Consider the following 15,362-nt stretch of genomic DNA (forward strand, 5'->3'; position numbering starts at 1 on the left):
TACGCAAGATATTGAACCGCCGTGTACGGAACCGTACGCACGGTGGTGTGAGAGGACGAGTATTCAATTAATGATTACTCTCCTACTCGATTATAATCAAGTAATGCTTAACATGCGATCCAAACTTTCTTTCGCATATTTTGTTGTTTCAGCATCTACTTTAATGATGTTGTCGCGATTGCCGTCTAGAATTTTATCTAAGCACCATGCAAGGTGGGGCAAGTCGATACGGTTCATTGTTAAGCAAGAACACATCAATGGATTAAGAGAATCGATTTGAATATCTGTGTATGTGGCTTTTAAACGGTTGACTAAGTTCATTTCAGTACCAATCAACCAACGTGAACCTTTCGGCGCATTTTTAATCGTTTCGATAATGTAGCGTGTTGAACCTGCATAATCCGCAGCTTGTACGACTTCAAATTCACATTCAGGGTGAACGATAACATTGATTTCAGGGTCGCGTTCGCGTGCTAGATCAATATGTGCTTTATGGAATTTCTCATGAACTGAACAATGTCCTTTCCATAAAACAATGCGCAAATCTTCAACTTTACCTTCGTAAACTAATTCCTTAGCAATAGGGTCCCAAACCGCCATTTGTTCTAATGGAATACCTAAATCATATGCAGTGTTGCGTCCTAAATGCTGATCAGGCAAGAATAAAATAACTTTGCCTTGTTTTAGTGCCCAATCTACGACTGATTTAGCATTACCGCTGGTTACACATGAACCGCCGTGTTCGCCGACGAATTTTTTAATTGCGGCTGTAGAGTTCACATAAGTAAGCGGAAGAATATCGAGGTTAAATTCTTTTGTTAAAACATCATATCCATGCAATGCTTGTGTGATATTAGCCATGTCTGCCATAGAACAGCCTGCTGATAAATCCGGTAAGTAAATATCTTGGCTGTCATCTGTTAAAATATCAGCTGTTTCGGCCATGAAGTGTACCCCATTGAATACAAAGTACTCGGCAGCTGTATTTTCTTTACAAATACGTGCAAGCTCTAAAGAATCGCCTGTGATGTCCGCAAATTGCACGACTTCATCTTTTTGATAGTGGTGAGTAGGCATAAATAAACGATCGCCTAATTCATCTTTAATAGACTGGATATGGTTTTCTAATTCTTCTGTTGACATCTTAAGATACTTTTCCGGTAGTTCTTTTGAAACTGATAACATTGGGTTAAACATTTAAATCACAACCTTTGCAGAAATATCGAGCGCATTTTGCGCATAAAATAGAGCACCCATTGAAATGTAGTCGACGCCTGTTTGTGCGTAATCGACGACATTATTTTCGTTAATATTGCCAGAAGCTTCAGTTTGAATATGAGCAGGAACTGCTTTGATGTGTTCAGCGATCCATTCTGGTGTTTGATTATCGAACATGATGATATCAACATCTTGTTCGATTGCTGTTTGCAGCATGTCCTCATTTTCAATTTCAACTTCTATTTTATCCATTGGACCAACGACTTTTTTTGCATTCGAGATGGCTGCTTCCATAGATGCACTGAATGCAATATGATTATCTTTGAGCATTAAACCGTCATTCAAAGAACGGCGATGGTTTAATCCGCCGCCGACAGTGACCGCAAATTTTTCAAACATGCCTAAACCAGGTGTTGTTTTACGTGTATCCACAATACGTGTAGATGTATGTGAAATACTATCTGCAATACGGCGTGTTTGTGTTGCGATACCTGACATACGTTGTATTAAATTCAGTACGATACGTTCCATAGTAAGCAAAACATAAACAGGACCGGTAATTTCAGCAATGATATCACCAGGTTTAACAGCTTCGCCGTCTTTTACTTTCTGCTCAATGGTAATATGGCTTTTGAGTAATTTGAAGCCTTCTTTGATGATAGTTTCACCGCAAAAGATACCATTATCTTTTGATTTTAAATACATAATTCCTTCTTGTGTTTGGTCAAAGATGTGTGTGGCTAAATCGCCATATTGATTATCCTCAATGTAGAATTGAGTGATTTTCTCTCTGACGAGTAACGGATTTAACATGTTCCATGCCTCCTGAATATATTTCAATAACTTCATTTTTAAATTGATTGACTTGGTTCGGATAATCCAATCGGTAGTGTACGCCTCTGGATTCTTTGCGTGCTAGGGCAGAAGTACATACAATCTGCAATAATTTAACAATACAATAATGCTGCCATGCTGTTTTGCTGATATGTTCTGTTAAAGGTGCATTGTTTAATGTTGTTTCAATTGCATCTAAATAATGCTGCATTTGAGTACCGTTGCGTTCTACACCTAATACGTCGAAACTTTGCTGCTGCAAACGTTCTACATCGTCAGCACTGATAGCAGGGATTTTATGCACTGCATTTAAATGACTTTGGCTGACAGATGTAAGTGTTTGATTTAAGTGCTGCGCACAGCATGCACCCATGACTAAACCTTCAAGCAACGAGTTGCTTGCAAGTCGATTAGCACCATGAAAATTGGTACAAGCTGCTTCACCAATCGCATACACACGGCTTAAGCTGGTTGTACCATTAACATCTGATTGAATACCTCCGACGGTATAATGCGCACCAGGTGTCACAGGAATACGTTGACGCTCAATGGCACCTGGATAATGTGCTTGAACGGCTTTGTAAATAGTAGGGAAACGTCTTTCGAAATTATCGATGGCACTTATATCTAAGAAACATTGATGGCCAAGCTGCTGCTGATGATAGATAGCACGGCTTGTGACATCACGCGGTGCTAAGCTTTTCATCGGATGCAATTTATCCATAAATGGTTCATCTAATTCATTGACCAGCACAGCACCATCGCCTCTGACTGCCTCTGAAACCAAACTGAAGGCATATTTCGGCTCACCCAGCAAAGTAGGGTGGAATTGAATCATTTCCATACTTTCTAACGCAATCTTGTTTCGCAATGCAAGGACTGGCCCTGATGCGATAGAATGCGGAATATTAGAATTTGTAGGGAAGAGATTATTGATACCGCCAGTGGCTAATACAACACTGTCTGCTTCGATAGTTTCTAGTTGATCTGTTTTATCTAAAACCATAACTCCGCATACTTCATGTGCTTCATTATAAATAAAATCAACCGCTTCTGTTTCTTCAAGTATTGTCAGATGCGGATGGGATAAATGATGGACCATATGATGTGCAATATATTTGCCGGTTTGATCTCCGCCGGCATGCAGAATTCTAGGTGCAGAATGCGCACCTTCCATGGCATAATCCAGACTATGCGTTTCTGCATCCTTATCAAACGGAACACCTTCATCTATTAATTCTTGAATCAGCGGGTAACTTTTTGTGATAACTTCTTGAATGATAGGGAAATCTCCCATTTCAGCACCAGCTTCAAAAGTATCTTGACTGTGACTGATGCCTTCATCATTTTCATTTTTTGAAAAACATATGCCACCTTGGGCAAAATTACTGTTGTTTTCAGCAAGCTTGTCCTTAGTGATACAAATCACTTCGATATTATCTTGTAATTGACGAACAAACGAGAGTGCAGCAATTCCGCTCCCAACGACAATGACACGTTTCATGTTTACACCTATATTTACATTAATATATACAATTATGTTAACATGTATGTATGCAATGATTTTGTCATAAAAGTACGATAATTGCAAGTGGGGGAGAAAATATATGATTTATTTAGATAATGCATCTACAACACAACCAACAAAAGAAGTACTGGATATTTATAATGAAGCACAACAAGCGTTATTCTTTAATAGCGAAAGTTTACATGCAGGCGGAGAAATGATCAGAGAAGCATTGACTTCAAGCAGACAATTTATTCAAGGTTATTTCAATACCGACAAAGAAGTGTTATTTACAACAAGCGGTTCACATGCAAACCAAATTGCAATCAGTATTTATTTATCTCAAGCAGTAGAAGGGACTGTGTGGGTATCGCCATATGAACATCCTTCTATCTTTGCGGCACTTGAACCGTATCAAGCACAATTTGAAATTAAAGTAATGCCGATTACAAAAGAGGGTAATATTGATGTAACTGCATTAAAAGCACAAGTCGATGAAAATTGCGTGCTCTTTATAGCTCAGCATGTCAATTCTGAAACAGGCTATATTCTGCCGGTGTATGAAATAGCGGAAATTGCACAATCATACAATGTTCCATTTCATGTAGATGGGGTACAAGCTGTACAAAAAATCGATGAAAAGAATATTGCGCCTTTTACGTCTTATGCTTTTTCCGGACATAAATTCAATGGTACGAAAGGCAGCGGTGCATTATTAATTGAGCACAAGTCTGTACGTCCGATTAACACACATTATTTCCATGAAGAGGGAACACGCAACGGAACATTGGATGTGCCGAGCATCCTAGCAATGACCAAAGCTTTATCGCTTGATGCTGCGTATGATCATTTAGAAACGCTGCACACTTATGCAGAAGAACGTGCTGAAGCAGCTGGATTTACTGTATTAAGCAATCCGAAACAAGCACCGCATATTATCGGATTATTAACACCTAAATTTGAAGGACAGTATGTAATGCAGTCTTTATCCAGCCGCAATATTTGTATCTCAACTGGCACTGCATGCGGTCATGGTTTATTATTGAGTGACGGATTAATTGATAAAATCAAAAATATCCGCCAAGAAGCTGATCAATATATCAGAATTTCATTTTCAAAAACAACTTCAAAAGAAGCTGTTGCTGAAGGTTTCAATCAATTAGATAAAATTATAGAAGGAGTGGCTGCGAATGAGTCAAGCTGATCAACGCAGAACAGAAATTGTTGAACTGCTTCAAGACGCACAGCGTCCTGTAAAAGGATCTGAGCTGAGTGAACGTTTCGGCGTCTCAAGACAGATTATTGTTAAAGATATTTCGCATCTCAAAACAAGGGAGTATGCGATCAATTCCACAAGCAAAGGCTATTTTATGGATATACCGCCGCAAGGCAAACCATGCAAGCGGGTTGTGATGTGCCAGCATGGTGTTGAAGAGATGGAAGCGGAGCTGACATTAATAGTAGAAAACGGCGCTATGATTGATGATGTTTCAGTAGAACATCCTGTATACGGCAGTATCAGAGCGGAGTTAATGATTGAAACATTAGATGATGTCGAGACATTTATTGAAGAAATGACACGTTATCAAGGAACAATGCTGGCCAAGCTTACAGATGGTATCCATTTGCATACACTATCTGCAGACACAGAAAAGATTTTAGATAATGCGATAGAAGATTTAGATAAAAAAGGTTTTCTTGCTGAAAGCGAAACACCTGTTTAATCATAAGCACCTTTATGTCATGCATAGAGGTGTTTTTATTCTGCATATAAAGATTTTCCGGTGTCATACTAGGAGCAAAACTTAAAATTAAAGCTCGATATTTATATTAAATTATCAGGGGAAGGGTGTATCAAGAGAGGATTTTCGATTGAAACTTAATAATATTAACGGTATTAACAGTAAAAAATCATCATAATCCGAGAGAAAAAAGGGTTGTTTACACTCTAAACATAAAAATTTATAACAATTATATATTTATTACACTTATTTCTATTGAAATGTTGTTGACTTGGACTAGGGAACTCGATATACTAGTTATTGTCTTGAAAAAAGGGATTACAAATTCAAAACAACTTTTAAGTTTTGAAAATAAAATTCATATTTTGTTAAAAAAGGTTTGACATTGCTTAACAAAGTGTGATATATTAAATAGGTAAGTCGCAAGATTAATATTATTAGCGCGGGATGGAGCAGTTCGGTAGCTCGTCGGGCTCATAACCCGAAGGTCGGTGGTTCAAATCCGCCTCCCGCAATTACATAGTTTTCACATAGGTCTCGTAGTGTAGCGGTTAACACGCCTGCCTGTCACGCAGGAGATCGCGGGTTCGATTCCCGTCGAGACCGCCATTTTAATTACGGTTCAGTAGCTCAGTTGGTAGAGCAATGGATTGAAGCTCCATGTGTCGGCAGTTCGACTCTGTCCTGAACCATTCTATTTTTATTGCAATTTGGCGGTTGTGGTGAAGTGGTTAACACATCGGATTGTGGTTCCGACATTCGTGGGTTCGATTCCCATCAGCCGCCCCATAATCGTTAATGCGGGTGTAGTTTAATGGCAAAACCTCAGCCTTCCAAGCTGATGTTGTGGGTTCGATTCCCATCACCCGCTCCAAATATTATTATTCCACAGTAGCTCAGTGGTAGAGCTATCGGCTGTTAACCGATCGGTCGTAGGTTCGAGTCCTACCTGTGGAGCCATGGCTCCTTGGTCAAGCGGTTAAGACACCGCCCTTTCACGGCGGTAACACGGGTTCGAGTCCCGTAGGAGTCATTCACAATCAGAAACGTAATCACGTTTCTGATTTTTTTATCATTATATGGAGAGTTGTCCGAGTTGGCCGAAGGAGCACGCCTGGAAAGTGTGTAGGCGCCACAAGCGTCTCGAGGGTTCGAATCCCTCACTCTCCGTTATTTGCTTTAAAATGGTTAAATATAGTATTACAAAGCGTTGATGTAACGGCATTTTGATGTATATAGTTTTAAATGGTTTGATACCGTAAAAATATCTTACACCAAAGTGACGCAAACGAAATAGCTAATAAAACAAAAATACGCCAACGATCTTGGCGTAAATTTTTCTATATAAAAGACAAGGCATTGATTGCTTTGTCTTTTTTTATATCAAGCGTTATAGGTATACTAGAATATTCTAAGTGCTTATAAACATATGAGATAAGAAATAATATCGATAGATTTGTCTGCTTGCCGTAAATGATCCTTTTCCATAATTCTTCTAAAAAATTCGAAAAATAATAAGGGTAGTTGATTACCCTTATTATTTAAGTTTATCCGCTTTTTCCCAATAATCTTCCGCGTATAATTCTAGGTTGTTCGGCATGCTATCTACATCTTTTTTATGAATAGCATCTATTATTTCTTTGTCCCACTTAGTAGACAGTAATTCACTTTTCGAATTATCTTTATCCACAAAGATGATATGAACATCTGCGGAATTAATATTTAATCCTGTTTCTTTCAAAGCGTATACAGTTTGTGCTGTAGCTTCTTTGGCATTGCGTCTATCGTTTTTATCTGTGTTTTTATCATTGATAGTTAAGTCTACAATTGCAATACGTTCAGATGGACTATAATCAACATAATCAATATGTGCAAATGTTAACTGATTCATAAGGTGCTGTTTGATTGTCTTAACGTCCGGTTCATCATCTTCTTGAATGACATCTTGTTTAACCTCTTTAGGTACAGACTCTTTTGTCTTTTCTATTTTCTTTGGTTTTCTTTCTTCAATAGGTTTACTTTCCTTTTTAGATTCTTGCTCATTTTCTGTTTGTTGAATCGTTGGCTTATCTTTCTCTTGGGAATCATCAGTCAAAACCCCAATAACAGCTATAATTACAATTACAGCAGTTATAATCCATTTAGTTGTTTTATTCCATTTTGTATATTTCCACATTAGAAATAGGCCTAAAGGAAAGAATAAAATGAGTAATAATATAATAAACCAATTCTTTTGATAAAACTTCACTAGTATTCCTCCAAGTCTATATGTAATGCTTCAAAGTGAATAATAGAATCTGTCGTAATAAGTAGACAAGCGGTATTTCTTTTAGTTCTATTTTAATGGTGGGAAGGTAAAACTTCCCGCCTTTTTTGATACGCAAAAAGCGCAATTGCCTCTATAATTTAAAGTGCCTAAACCCAAATTAAAGGAGACAAGTGCGCCTATGAACTATGATAACTTATAATCACTAAGAATAGAAGAGGGAAATATTAAATTATTTAATCGAACTATTAAATTGCAGAAGCGTAAAGAGAAATACGAGTCTATTCAATAGTAAAATGCTCCTTCATCACCAAAATTAAATGTCCAGCACCATCACATTGATTTATCACTCGAATTTGTTTTAACCCCATATCTTTCCAAATAAAATTTATAAAGTAAAAGACGATATAAGTTGTTAAATATTCAATTTGAAAGTAGAATGAATAATAAGAACAATGATAGTGGGTGAGGAAATGGCATTTGCTAAAAGTAAAAAGCACCGAAAACAAATATTAGATTCTCTTACTGCAGAACAAAGAGAAGTGATATTAAAGCATTATAAATTTAAGAAGAAAAATGACTTGTTTAATTCACTATACGATGTATCAGATCAATGGGAATTATTAGATGTCAAAATGAATGAAAACTATGGCAATTGTGAAGAAGATGAAAAATTATATTGTGAATGCGGAAAAGAATTGAAATATCAGTATGTATTATTTTCAAAAAAAGAAAATAAAGAAGTTTGTTTAGGTATTAATCATTTCAAAACACATACTAACATACCGGTTAGTGTGGCTAACAGAGTTAAACGCGATGCTTTTAAAATAGACTTTTGGCTAGATGATATTTTGGTACAGATAGAATTTTGCCAAATTAATGAGGAAGCTAAAGAAACAAATGAAAAAATCTTAAAGTTTTGTCGAAGCATAAGTTTAGATGAAATGAAAGAATACAATAACAAAATCCATCATCCATTATCTAAAAATGAACTTAATCTAATGGTCGATTTTGTAAATGCAGATTTAGTATTACCTCCCAATATTTCAGATGCGATAGAAGAAATCGAAGAGTACCGTCTATTAGAAATTGAACGAGATAGACGTTATAAAGCTATGTTAGTTAAAAAAGAAAAAGAAGAGAAGTCAAAGGAACAGAAAAAGATTAATGCATTATTGATTGCTGAATGCAGAGTATATATTGTTAAAGAACTTAAAAAGGCGGACTCATTAACTTTAGAAAAATTGTATATTGAAAATAAAGGCTATATTGATAAGCTGCTCAAAATAATGGATGCTGAAAGTCTAGTCAAAGCTATTTTTACATCTGTTAACAAGTACAGTGCATACAAAGTAAACTGCCAAAACAATGTTATTCATAAAGTTGGAGAAAAAACAATCTGATTTATGATGAATAGTAAGATAGAAATAATGAATCGCTGCTTAATATCGAAAGAAAAAGAGATGCCTTGCATTTTCTGCAAGGCATACTATGGCAGCAAGCCATTATTATTTAATTATAATCAAGAATATGAGTTATTCATAAAGGTCTAAATACTTTTCTGTGAATGTTTCGTTAGAAATCTCTCCATTATCACGCTGTTGTTGCAGTACTGCTGCTTCTTCTTGGATCTTGTCGTATTCCTCTCTCGAATAACCGTATTTCTCCATTTCCTGATAGTTCAGTTCTTCTTGTTGTTTTTGTTCTTCTGGTGTTAAGCAACCGCCGACTGTGCAGTATGTTCCATCCTCTTTATATTCACCGAATCCTGCATCTCCATTTGGAACATTCGTATTTTGATTTGCTTGTTGCTGCTGCTCAGTAGGGGGAGGCGTTTGTTGTGGTGTATTACTCTGACTCGCCGCTTCATTAGTTGCAGTTTGAGCATTATCATCACTTTGTGCTGTAGATGAATTTTGTGTATTGGATTCTGCTTGCGTATTATTTGTATCTTGGTTGGCTGTATCGTTTTGTTTTTTAGAATCCGCTGCTTCTTCTTTCTTATTGTCGCTCTTTTGTTTTTCTTTTTGGTCCTTTTGCTCAGTGTTTTCTTTCTTATCCTTATGTTCTGCTTCTTGATCATTACCACAAGCCGATAACACTAACACAGAGGACAATAGAATGGTCACTAAATATTTCACTTGCTGCACCTCCATTAAGTTTATATATGTTAACTATTTACCCTGTGTGAAATTTAAATAACACGGCAGTTAATTGTGTATTGGCAGATTGATTGTAATTAAAATGCCGCCTCAAGTTTGAAGCGGCTTGTTTGGTATTAGTGCTATTCATTAATTTTTAGGCGCTTTGATTTAGTTACTTGTTTTTCGTCGATATCATCTACACTCTTTTGACTGAAGCGAAAGATTTTCATCAAGGCAGGTTTTGATAATGCTAGGAAGGAAAGAAATGTTGCTAGAAAAGAGAAGTGGGTTACATTCAATACAAACAGCATAGGCACAAATATTAAAACAAAGAGTGCAATAAATATAATCAATGGCAGTATTTTGGTTAACAAACCATTTAGTGTGCCTTTAGAAAGACGTGTCAGTATGAATACGATTAATCCGATTAAAAGCAATGGGATAATGATCGTAGTCAATGTTGCAACGTAAGCTTCTGCATAGCGATTCCAATCAAGATGAATGATGTAATACATAGAAGAGTCTTTTGGGATATTTAATCTGAATAGATTATTGCCGTAATTTGCATAGAGATAATATACGATGAGTAACAATAATGTGATTGAGCCGCAGTATTTAATAATTGTGCGTGTTATTTTTGCAGGTGTTTGGCGCAAAATAATTTCCTCATTTCAAGTAATTTCTATTATTATCTTATGCTTTAGTTTTAAAAGCAATAGAGATGTTGTCATAGATACGACTTTTATACGAGGTGGAAGATGACTACGCGTGGTACAATAGTGGTAAGAGTAATATAAGAAAAACTTTAACATTATTTCGAAATAAGGTGATAGACATGAAACGCTCAGATAGAAATCAACCTGATTATGACCGTTATAATCGCGACCCTCGTGACCCTAGAGATGGGCAAGATCCGCGTTATCGTGATACGCGCGAAGAAGAATACCGCAGACGTTCTGATGAAGACGGACGTTATTATAATGAACGAGATTACAGACGCGAACGTATGCTGGAAGATGAAAATCGTAAAAACAGCAAATGGAAAAAAGGCTTGGCAGCTATTGTTGTGATATTATTGATTGTCGTTGCTGTCTTTATAGTCAGAAACATGATGCAGCCGAAAGATAGTACTGAAACTGCTAATCAAAATGCGCAAACACAACAAACACAAGCAAACAATAATTCAAGCCAAAAACCGGTAACGAACAACTATAAAGAAATCATCAAAGAAAAAGAAACAATCATTAAAGAAAAGATTGAAAGTGCTAAAAACAATATTCAAAACGGCCAAAACAGTCAAAGTGCTATTGAATCTGCACAAAACGAAGTGAACCAGTTAAAAGATAAAGCAACAAATGCGACAGACCAAAACGTGATAGATCAATACCAAAATGCAGTTGATAAATTAAAACAAGCGAACCAAGCACAGCAAAATGGTGAAAATCAATCTAAAGTGAACAGCTTGTTAAGTGATATCGACAGTAAGCTTCAAAGTATTAAAGATAAATTAAGTCAGCTGTTTAATTAAATATAATCAATTTCAGGGGATGCGTGCAGCATCCTCTTTTTTCAATTCGAAAATTAAGGGTAAAATATAGAAATTTGTTATGATGGATAAGTATAGAAATTAGGAGGCAGATAGTATGGATTATTGGTTAAAGCAAAGTGCAGAAAGTGTACCGCAAAATATTGCATTAGATGATGGTACGACTCAACTTACTTTTGCGAATGCTTATCAAGCGGCAAAGCAGTATGCATATGTATTAAAACAGCAAAATGAAAAGAGAATTGCATTTTATATTGATAACCGTATTGATTCCGCATTGATTATTTACGGAGCATGGCTTGCTGGGGTAGAAGCGGTAATGATTAATACCAGACTTACATATGAAGAAATCAAATCACAGCTGAAATCCGTACAAACAAATACGATTGTCGCTGTATTACCGTTAGAATTAGATGGTTTTAAAATTATCAGCTGGAGTGACATCGAAGCACAGCGTTCAACAAAAACGTATGAGACAGAGTTGAATTTAGAACGTATTGCTTCGATTATGTTTACATCAGGTACAACAGGACCGCAAAAAGCAGTGCCGCAAACTTTCAGAAACCATTTAGCTAGCGCAAACGGGTGCAGAGAAAGTTTAGGTTTTGACCGTCATACGAAATGGTTATCGGTATTGCCGATTTATCATATTTCAGGCTTAAGTGTGCTGCTGCGCAGTATTATTGAAGGATTCACAGTGCGTATCGTTCAAAAATTTGATGCTGCACAAATTTTAAAACAAATTCAAACAGAACAAATCACGCATATTTCATTAGTCCCGCAAACATTACAGTGGCTGATGAATCAAGGATTGAATCAACCTTACCAATTGGAAAAAATCTTACTTGGCGGTGCGAAATTATCTGAAACACTGATTGAGCAGGCTTTAGATGCAAAATTGCCTATTTATAACTCTTTCGGAATGACAGAAACATGTTCTCAATTTTTAACAGCGTCACCGACAATGCTGAAACAAAATCCGAATACAGTAGGGAAACCGAGTCCTAATGTGCAAGTAAAACTTATTAATGTCAATCACGAAGGCCATGGGGAACTGTTATTAAAAGGCGATAATGTGATGGATGGTTATTTATATCCAAAAGATTTAACAGATGTATTTGAAGATGGTTATTTTAAAACGGGTGATATCGCAAGTATTGATATGGACGGATTTGTGATGATTTATGATCGCAGAAAAGATTTAATTATCAGCGGCGGAGAGAATATTTATCCATATGAAATCGAAACAGCAGCAAAGCGTTTTCCAGGTATTACTGATGCAATGTGCTATGCTCAAGATGATGATGTATGGGGGCAAGTGCCTGCGCTTTATTATGTGAGTGAACATTCGATTGATGAAGCACAATTAGAAGCCTTCTTAAAAGAACATTTAGCTAAATATAAGGTGCCGAAAGCATACCTGCGCAAAACTTCATTGCCGTATACATCTACAGGTAAATTAAAACGAGGAAAAATCGAGGATTAAATGATGAGATTCAATACTATTCGCTTTTATTCCTACGAGGCACCTTTTAAACACCCGATTAAGACACCTAAAGTGAATTTGAACAGCAGAAAAGTGCTGGTTATAGAATTAGTCAATGAAGCAGGTACATCTTATTTTGGTGAAGCAAATGCGTTTGAGACAGATTGGTATGATAAAGAAACCATCAAAAGTGTATACACATCAATTAAAGATTGGTTTTATCATCATTTAAAAGGACAAGATATTACTGATTTTGAAGAAGCAGCGGTTTATTTAAATGCGCTGGATGCGGCACCGACTGCAAGAAGTACAGCAGCGATGGCGTTATTCCAAGCTTTTCATACACTGCCTGCTTTTGATGTTGCTTACGGGGCAACAATCAGCGGATTATCTGAAGATAATTACCAGCAGCTGTTATCAACACAACCGAAGCGGGTTAAATTGAAATGGTCGCAACATGTTTTAGAGGACTTAAAGCAGCTCCAAGCATTGCCTTTTCAACCAGAACTGGCTTTAGATGCCAATGAATCTTTAACAGAACAAGATAGTGAGACATTGAAACAAGTGCATGCGGCTGCTGACTTACTGTATATCGAAGAACCTTTTAAAGATTTAAATATATTAAAGGCTATAGATAGTGCTCAGATACCGCCGGTTGCTTTAGATGAAAAAGCACGCGACCTAGAAACGATATTAAAATATGTACAGGACTATCCGATAGATACAGTGGTTTTAAAGCCGTTCAGGCTGGGCGGTATAGACAAAGTGTTAACAGCTATAGAAAAGCTTGAGCATTATAATATTAAAGTGGTTATCGGCGGGATGTACGAGTATGGTTTAAGCCGTTACTTTACAGCGTACTTGAGCCGTTTTACAGAATATCCTGGTGATGTCACACCGTACGGTTATTATTTCGAACAAGAATTTGTGTCAAAAAACGGCATATTAAAAGAGGGGCACATTCATTTTGTGCCCCCTGAAGTCAATGTGCAATTATTAAATGCTTATGAATGATGATGGTGGTGATGATGCTTTTTGTCGTGTTTCATCGGAACCGGGTCGAAGCCGCCTTTATGAAATGGGTGGCATTTAGAAATACGTTTAATACCGAGCCAAGCGCCTTTAATCGGTCCATGGACTTCAATGGCTTCTTTCGTATAATTAGAACAAGTAGGGTAGAAGCGGCATGTGGGCGGTGTCAGCGGTGATATAAAATGCTGATACAGCCAAATGATGCCTAAAAAGAGCTTCTTCAAATTAATCCCTCCGCTTTATATAAACTAAATCGTAACGAATCTATTTTAGCATAGAATACAAAGGAATGTGATGGAATGTGATTATGCATGATCAATTTGATAAAGAGATAAGGCTCCATTTTACAACTGAAAATGATCAGCCGGATGGAGAACATGTATTAGCAATTACGTGTATGAAGGGGCAGTATTTGCTGACACGTCATAAGAAAAGAGGGATTGAATTTCCTGGAGGAAAAATCGAAGCAGGCGAGAGCAGTGAAGCAGCTGTTTTACGTGAGTTGCATGAGGAAACAGGGGGACATGCCAAAGCAATGACTTATATTGCGCAGTATACTGTGTATCATCCTGATGGAGAAAAATGGTTTACGAAAGATGTGTATGCTGTTCTCGTCGATCGTTTGGATGAGAAGTCGGATTATCTAGAAACAGAAGGCCCTGTTTTATATCGTTCGTTAGACGCAATTCGTGATGAGGATAAAAGTTATTTGCTAGAAGACGAGGCAATATTAAAATGTGTAGAAAGAGTGATACAACTTGGACTTTATCAAAACGAAACGAATGCCGATTGATTTATCGACGCATATTGGTGAAGAAGTGACGTATTTGGTGGATCATTTGCGTGTGAAAGGGTTAATGATGAAGCCGAAAAAAGATGTGAAGCGGATTGTAATTTATCTGAGAGGCGGTAAAGGCAAAGTGGGCCGTGTGCGTGCTGGACGTATGCTTCAGTTTGCAGATGAGCATACTTTAGTCTTCGGTCCATATTACAGAGGCAACAACGGCAGTGAAGGCAGAGATGAATTCAGCGGAGATGATTTGCACGATGTCACACAGGCTATTCGTATTTTGAATGCTAAGTATCCTGATGCTTTTGTGCATATCATTGGTTTTTCACGCGGCGGTTTGCAGGGATTATTGACATTCCAAAATTTGCCGGCAGATAGTTATATTATTTGGGGCGGTGTTTCTGATTTGCATCTCATGTATGAAGAACGTGTAGATTTAAGAGGCATGTTGAAACGTATGGTAGGACATCCTAAGAAAGATGACGCAGCCTACGATCAACGAGAAGCACTGCAATATATTGATGCAGACAGTCCGCCGATACTTATTGTGCATGGCGGAGAAGATATTCAAGTCGGAATACATCAAGCTTATTATTTAGAAGAATACTTAGAACGTATCGGACATCGTTATCAAACTTTCTATCAAATGAAAGAAGGTCATGTACCGCGTCCTAAAGCATTAAAAGAAGTGTTAAAGGTCATCCGTCAGTGGATGGCAAAAGTTGAAAATCAGCAAAAATAAAACGACCGAAGCGATGGCTTTCGGTCGTTTTGTAATAGATTATCTATTTTATTGA

Annotated in this window: 15 protein-coding genes and 8 tRNA genes; 16 read left to right on the plus strand and 7 right to left on the minus strand. The window is 37.0% G+C overall.

From position 1 onward, the window contains the following. Positions 1-96 precede the first annotated feature (96 nt). The 3 genes from nadA to DVJ99_RS03055 are packed head-to-tail and all read right to left on the minus strand — an operon-like array spanning position 97 to position 3,556. Positions 97-1,197 carry a quinolinate synthase NadA gene (nadA, locus tag DVJ99_RS03045; RefSeq protein ID WP_114603087.1) on the minus strand — a complete coding sequence of 367 codons (1,101 nt, stop codon included), beginning with the start codon at positions 1,195-1,197 and terminating at the stop codon, positions 97-99. Next, on the minus strand, positions 1,198-2,031 hold the full coding sequence (gene nadC, locus DVJ99_RS03050) for a carboxylating nicotinate-nucleotide diphosphorylase (protein WP_114603088.1): 834 nt from the start codon (positions 2,029-2,031) through the stop codon (positions 1,198-1,200). Next, on the minus strand, positions 1,982-3,556 hold the full coding sequence (locus tag DVJ99_RS03055; RefSeq protein ID WP_114603089.1) for an L-aspartate oxidase: 1,575 nt from the start codon (positions 3,554-3,556) through the stop codon (positions 1,982-1,984). The genes nadC and DVJ99_RS03055 overlap by 50 nt, the downstream gene beginning before the upstream one ends. 103 nt (positions 3,557-3,659) lie before the next feature. Between DVJ99_RS03055 and DVJ99_RS03060 the strand changes: the two genes are divergently transcribed. From DVJ99_RS03060 to DVJ99_RS03105, 10 genes are all read left to right on the plus strand, one after another. After that, entirely contained in the window at positions 3,660-4,763 is a 1,104-nt protein-coding gene (locus tag DVJ99_RS03060) for a cysteine desulfurase family protein (protein WP_114603090.1), read from the plus strand. Next, the gene (locus DVJ99_RS03065; protein ID WP_114603091.1) at positions 4,750-5,283 is read left to right on the plus strand and encodes a transcription repressor NadR; all 534 of its coding nucleotides are present in this window, start codon (positions 4,750-4,752) and stop codon (positions 5,281-5,283) included. The genes DVJ99_RS03060 and DVJ99_RS03065 overlap by 14 nt, the downstream gene beginning before the upstream one ends. Positions 5,284-5,742: 459 nt before the next feature. Next, positions 5,743-5,816: transfer RNA gene (locus DVJ99_RS03070), tRNA-Met, on the plus strand. An 18-nt stretch (positions 5,817-5,834) separates the two neighbouring features. Further along, positions 5,835-5,910, plus strand: a tRNA-Asp gene (locus DVJ99_RS03075). Positions 5,911-5,920: 10 nt separating this feature from the next. After that, positions 5,921-5,993: transfer RNA gene (locus DVJ99_RS03080), tRNA-Phe, on the plus strand. Positions 5,994-6,014: 21 nt separating this feature from the next. Next, positions 6,015-6,090, plus strand: a tRNA-His gene (locus DVJ99_RS03085). Between the two features lie 11 nt (positions 6,091-6,101). Then, a tRNA-Gly gene (locus tag DVJ99_RS03090) sits at positions 6,102-6,175 on the plus strand. Between the two features lie 11 nt (positions 6,176-6,186). Continuing rightward, a tRNA-Asn gene (locus DVJ99_RS03095) sits at positions 6,187-6,261 on the plus strand. A 1-nt stretch (position 6,262) separates the two neighbouring features. After that, a tRNA-Glu gene (locus DVJ99_RS03100) sits at positions 6,263-6,334 on the plus strand. A gap of 48 nt (positions 6,335-6,382) precedes the next feature. Continuing rightward, positions 6,383-6,471: transfer RNA gene (locus DVJ99_RS03105), tRNA-Ser, on the plus strand. A gap of 367 nt (positions 6,472-6,838) precedes the next feature. Here the strand turns inward: DVJ99_RS03105 and DVJ99_RS03110 are convergent. Next, the gene (locus DVJ99_RS03110) at positions 6,839-7,549 is read right to left on the minus strand and encodes a hypothetical protein (protein WP_114603092.1); all 711 of its coding nucleotides are present in this window, start codon (positions 7,547-7,549) and stop codon (positions 6,839-6,841) included. 491 nt (positions 7,550-8,040) lie between these two features. On the opposite strand from DVJ99_RS03110, the gene DVJ99_RS03115 reads away from it, so the two are divergent. Next, positions 8,041-8,970, plus strand: coding sequence for a hypothetical protein (locus DVJ99_RS03115; protein ID WP_114603093.1), 930 nt, complete (start codon positions 8,041-8,043; stop codon positions 8,968-8,970). A 132-nt stretch (positions 8,971-9,102) separates the two neighbouring features. Here the strand turns inward: DVJ99_RS03115 and DVJ99_RS03120 are convergent, their stop codons facing one another. After that, complete coding sequence (locus DVJ99_RS03120; RefSeq protein ID WP_114603094.1) at positions 9,103-9,708, minus strand: hypothetical protein; 606 nt, start codon at positions 9,706-9,708, stop codon at positions 9,103-9,105. Between the two features lie 143 nt (positions 9,709-9,851). After that, a complete protein-coding gene (locus DVJ99_RS03125; RefSeq protein ID WP_114603095.1) occupies positions 9,852-10,367 on the minus strand; it encodes a hypothetical protein in 516 nt (171 codons plus the stop codon). Between the two features lie 179 nt (positions 10,368-10,546). Between DVJ99_RS03125 and DVJ99_RS03130 the strand changes: the two genes are divergently transcribed. From DVJ99_RS03130 to menC, 3 genes are all read left to right on the plus strand, one after another. After that, on the plus strand, positions 10,547-11,239 hold the full coding sequence (locus DVJ99_RS03130) for a hypothetical protein (RefSeq protein ID WP_114603096.1): 693 nt from the start codon (positions 10,547-10,549) through the stop codon (positions 11,237-11,239). Positions 11,240-11,354: 115 nt separating this feature from the next. After that, entirely contained in the window at positions 11,355-12,743 is a 1,389-nt protein-coding gene (menE, locus tag DVJ99_RS03135; RefSeq protein WP_114603097.1) for an o-succinylbenzoate--CoA ligase, read from the plus strand. Between the two features lie 3 nt (positions 12,744-12,746). After that, complete coding sequence (gene menC, locus DVJ99_RS03140; protein WP_114603116.1) at positions 12,747-13,757, plus strand: o-succinylbenzoate synthase; 1,011 nt, start codon at positions 12,747-12,749, stop codon at positions 13,755-13,757. Here menC and yidD read toward each other — a convergent pair. Then, positions 13,748-13,999, minus strand: coding sequence for a membrane protein insertion efficiency factor YidD (gene yidD, locus DVJ99_RS03145; RefSeq protein WP_105992486.1), 252 nt, complete (start codon positions 13,997-13,999; stop codon positions 13,748-13,750). The two genes, menC and yidD, sit on opposite strands and share 10 nt — an antisense overlap. An 83-nt stretch (positions 14,000-14,082) precedes the next feature. Here yidD and ytkD point away from each other — a divergent pair, with 83 nt between their 5' ends. Then, the gene (gene ytkD / locus DVJ99_RS03150) at positions 14,083-14,568 is read left to right on the plus strand and encodes an RNA deprotection pyrophosphohydrolase (protein ID WP_481900530.1); all 486 of its coding nucleotides are present in this window, start codon (positions 14,083-14,085) and stop codon (positions 14,566-14,568) included. After that, the gene (locus tag DVJ99_RS03155) at positions 14,534-15,307 is read left to right on the plus strand and encodes an alpha/beta hydrolase family protein (protein WP_114603099.1); all 774 of its coding nucleotides are present in this window, start codon (positions 14,534-14,536) and stop codon (positions 15,305-15,307) included. Before ytkD ends, DVJ99_RS03155 begins: the two co-directional genes overlap by 35 nt. Positions 15,308-15,362: the final 55 nt, after the last annotated feature.

Source organism: Staphylococcus sp. EZ-P03, assembly GCF_003344575.1.
Taxonomy (GTDB): Bacteria; Bacillota; Bacilli; order Staphylococcales; family Staphylococcaceae; genus Staphylococcus; species Staphylococcus simulans_B.

Excerpts from the sequence above, each read along its gene's own strand:
- nadA (WP_114603087.1), bottom strand. The coding sequence starts at position 1,197 with ATGTTTAACCCAATGTTATCAGTTTCAAAAGAACTACCGGAAAAGTAT.
- nadC (WP_114603088.1), bottom strand. The coding sequence starts at position 2,031 with ATGTTAAATCCGTTACTCGTCAGAGAGAAAATCACTCAATTCTACATT.
- DVJ99_RS03055 (WP_114603089.1), bottom strand. The coding sequence starts at position 3,556 with ATGAAACGTGTCATTGTCGTTGGGAGCGGAATTGCTGCACTCTCGTTT.
- DVJ99_RS03060 (WP_114603090.1), top strand. The coding sequence starts at position 3,660 with ATGATTTATTTAGATAATGCATCTACAACACAACCAACAAAAGAAGTA.
- DVJ99_RS03065 (WP_114603091.1), top strand. The coding sequence starts at position 4,750 with ATGAGTCAAGCTGATCAACGCAGAACAGAAATTGTTGAACTGCTTCAA.
- DVJ99_RS03115 (WP_114603093.1), top strand. The coding sequence starts at position 8,041 with ATGGCATTTGCTAAAAGTAAAAAGCACCGAAAACAAATATTAGATTCT.
- DVJ99_RS03130 (WP_114603096.1), top strand. The coding sequence starts at position 10,547 with ATGAAACGCTCAGATAGAAATCAACCTGATTATGACCGTTATAATCGC.
- menE (WP_114603097.1), top strand. The coding sequence starts at position 11,355 with ATGGATTATTGGTTAAAGCAAAGTGCAGAAAGTGTACCGCAAAATATT.
- menC (WP_114603116.1), top strand. The coding sequence starts at position 12,747 with ATGAGATTCAATACTATTCGCTTTTATTCCTACGAGGCACCTTTTAAA.
- ytkD (WP_481900530.1), top strand. The coding sequence starts at position 14,083 with ATGCATGATCAATTTGATAAAGAGATAAGGCTCCATTTTACAACTGAA.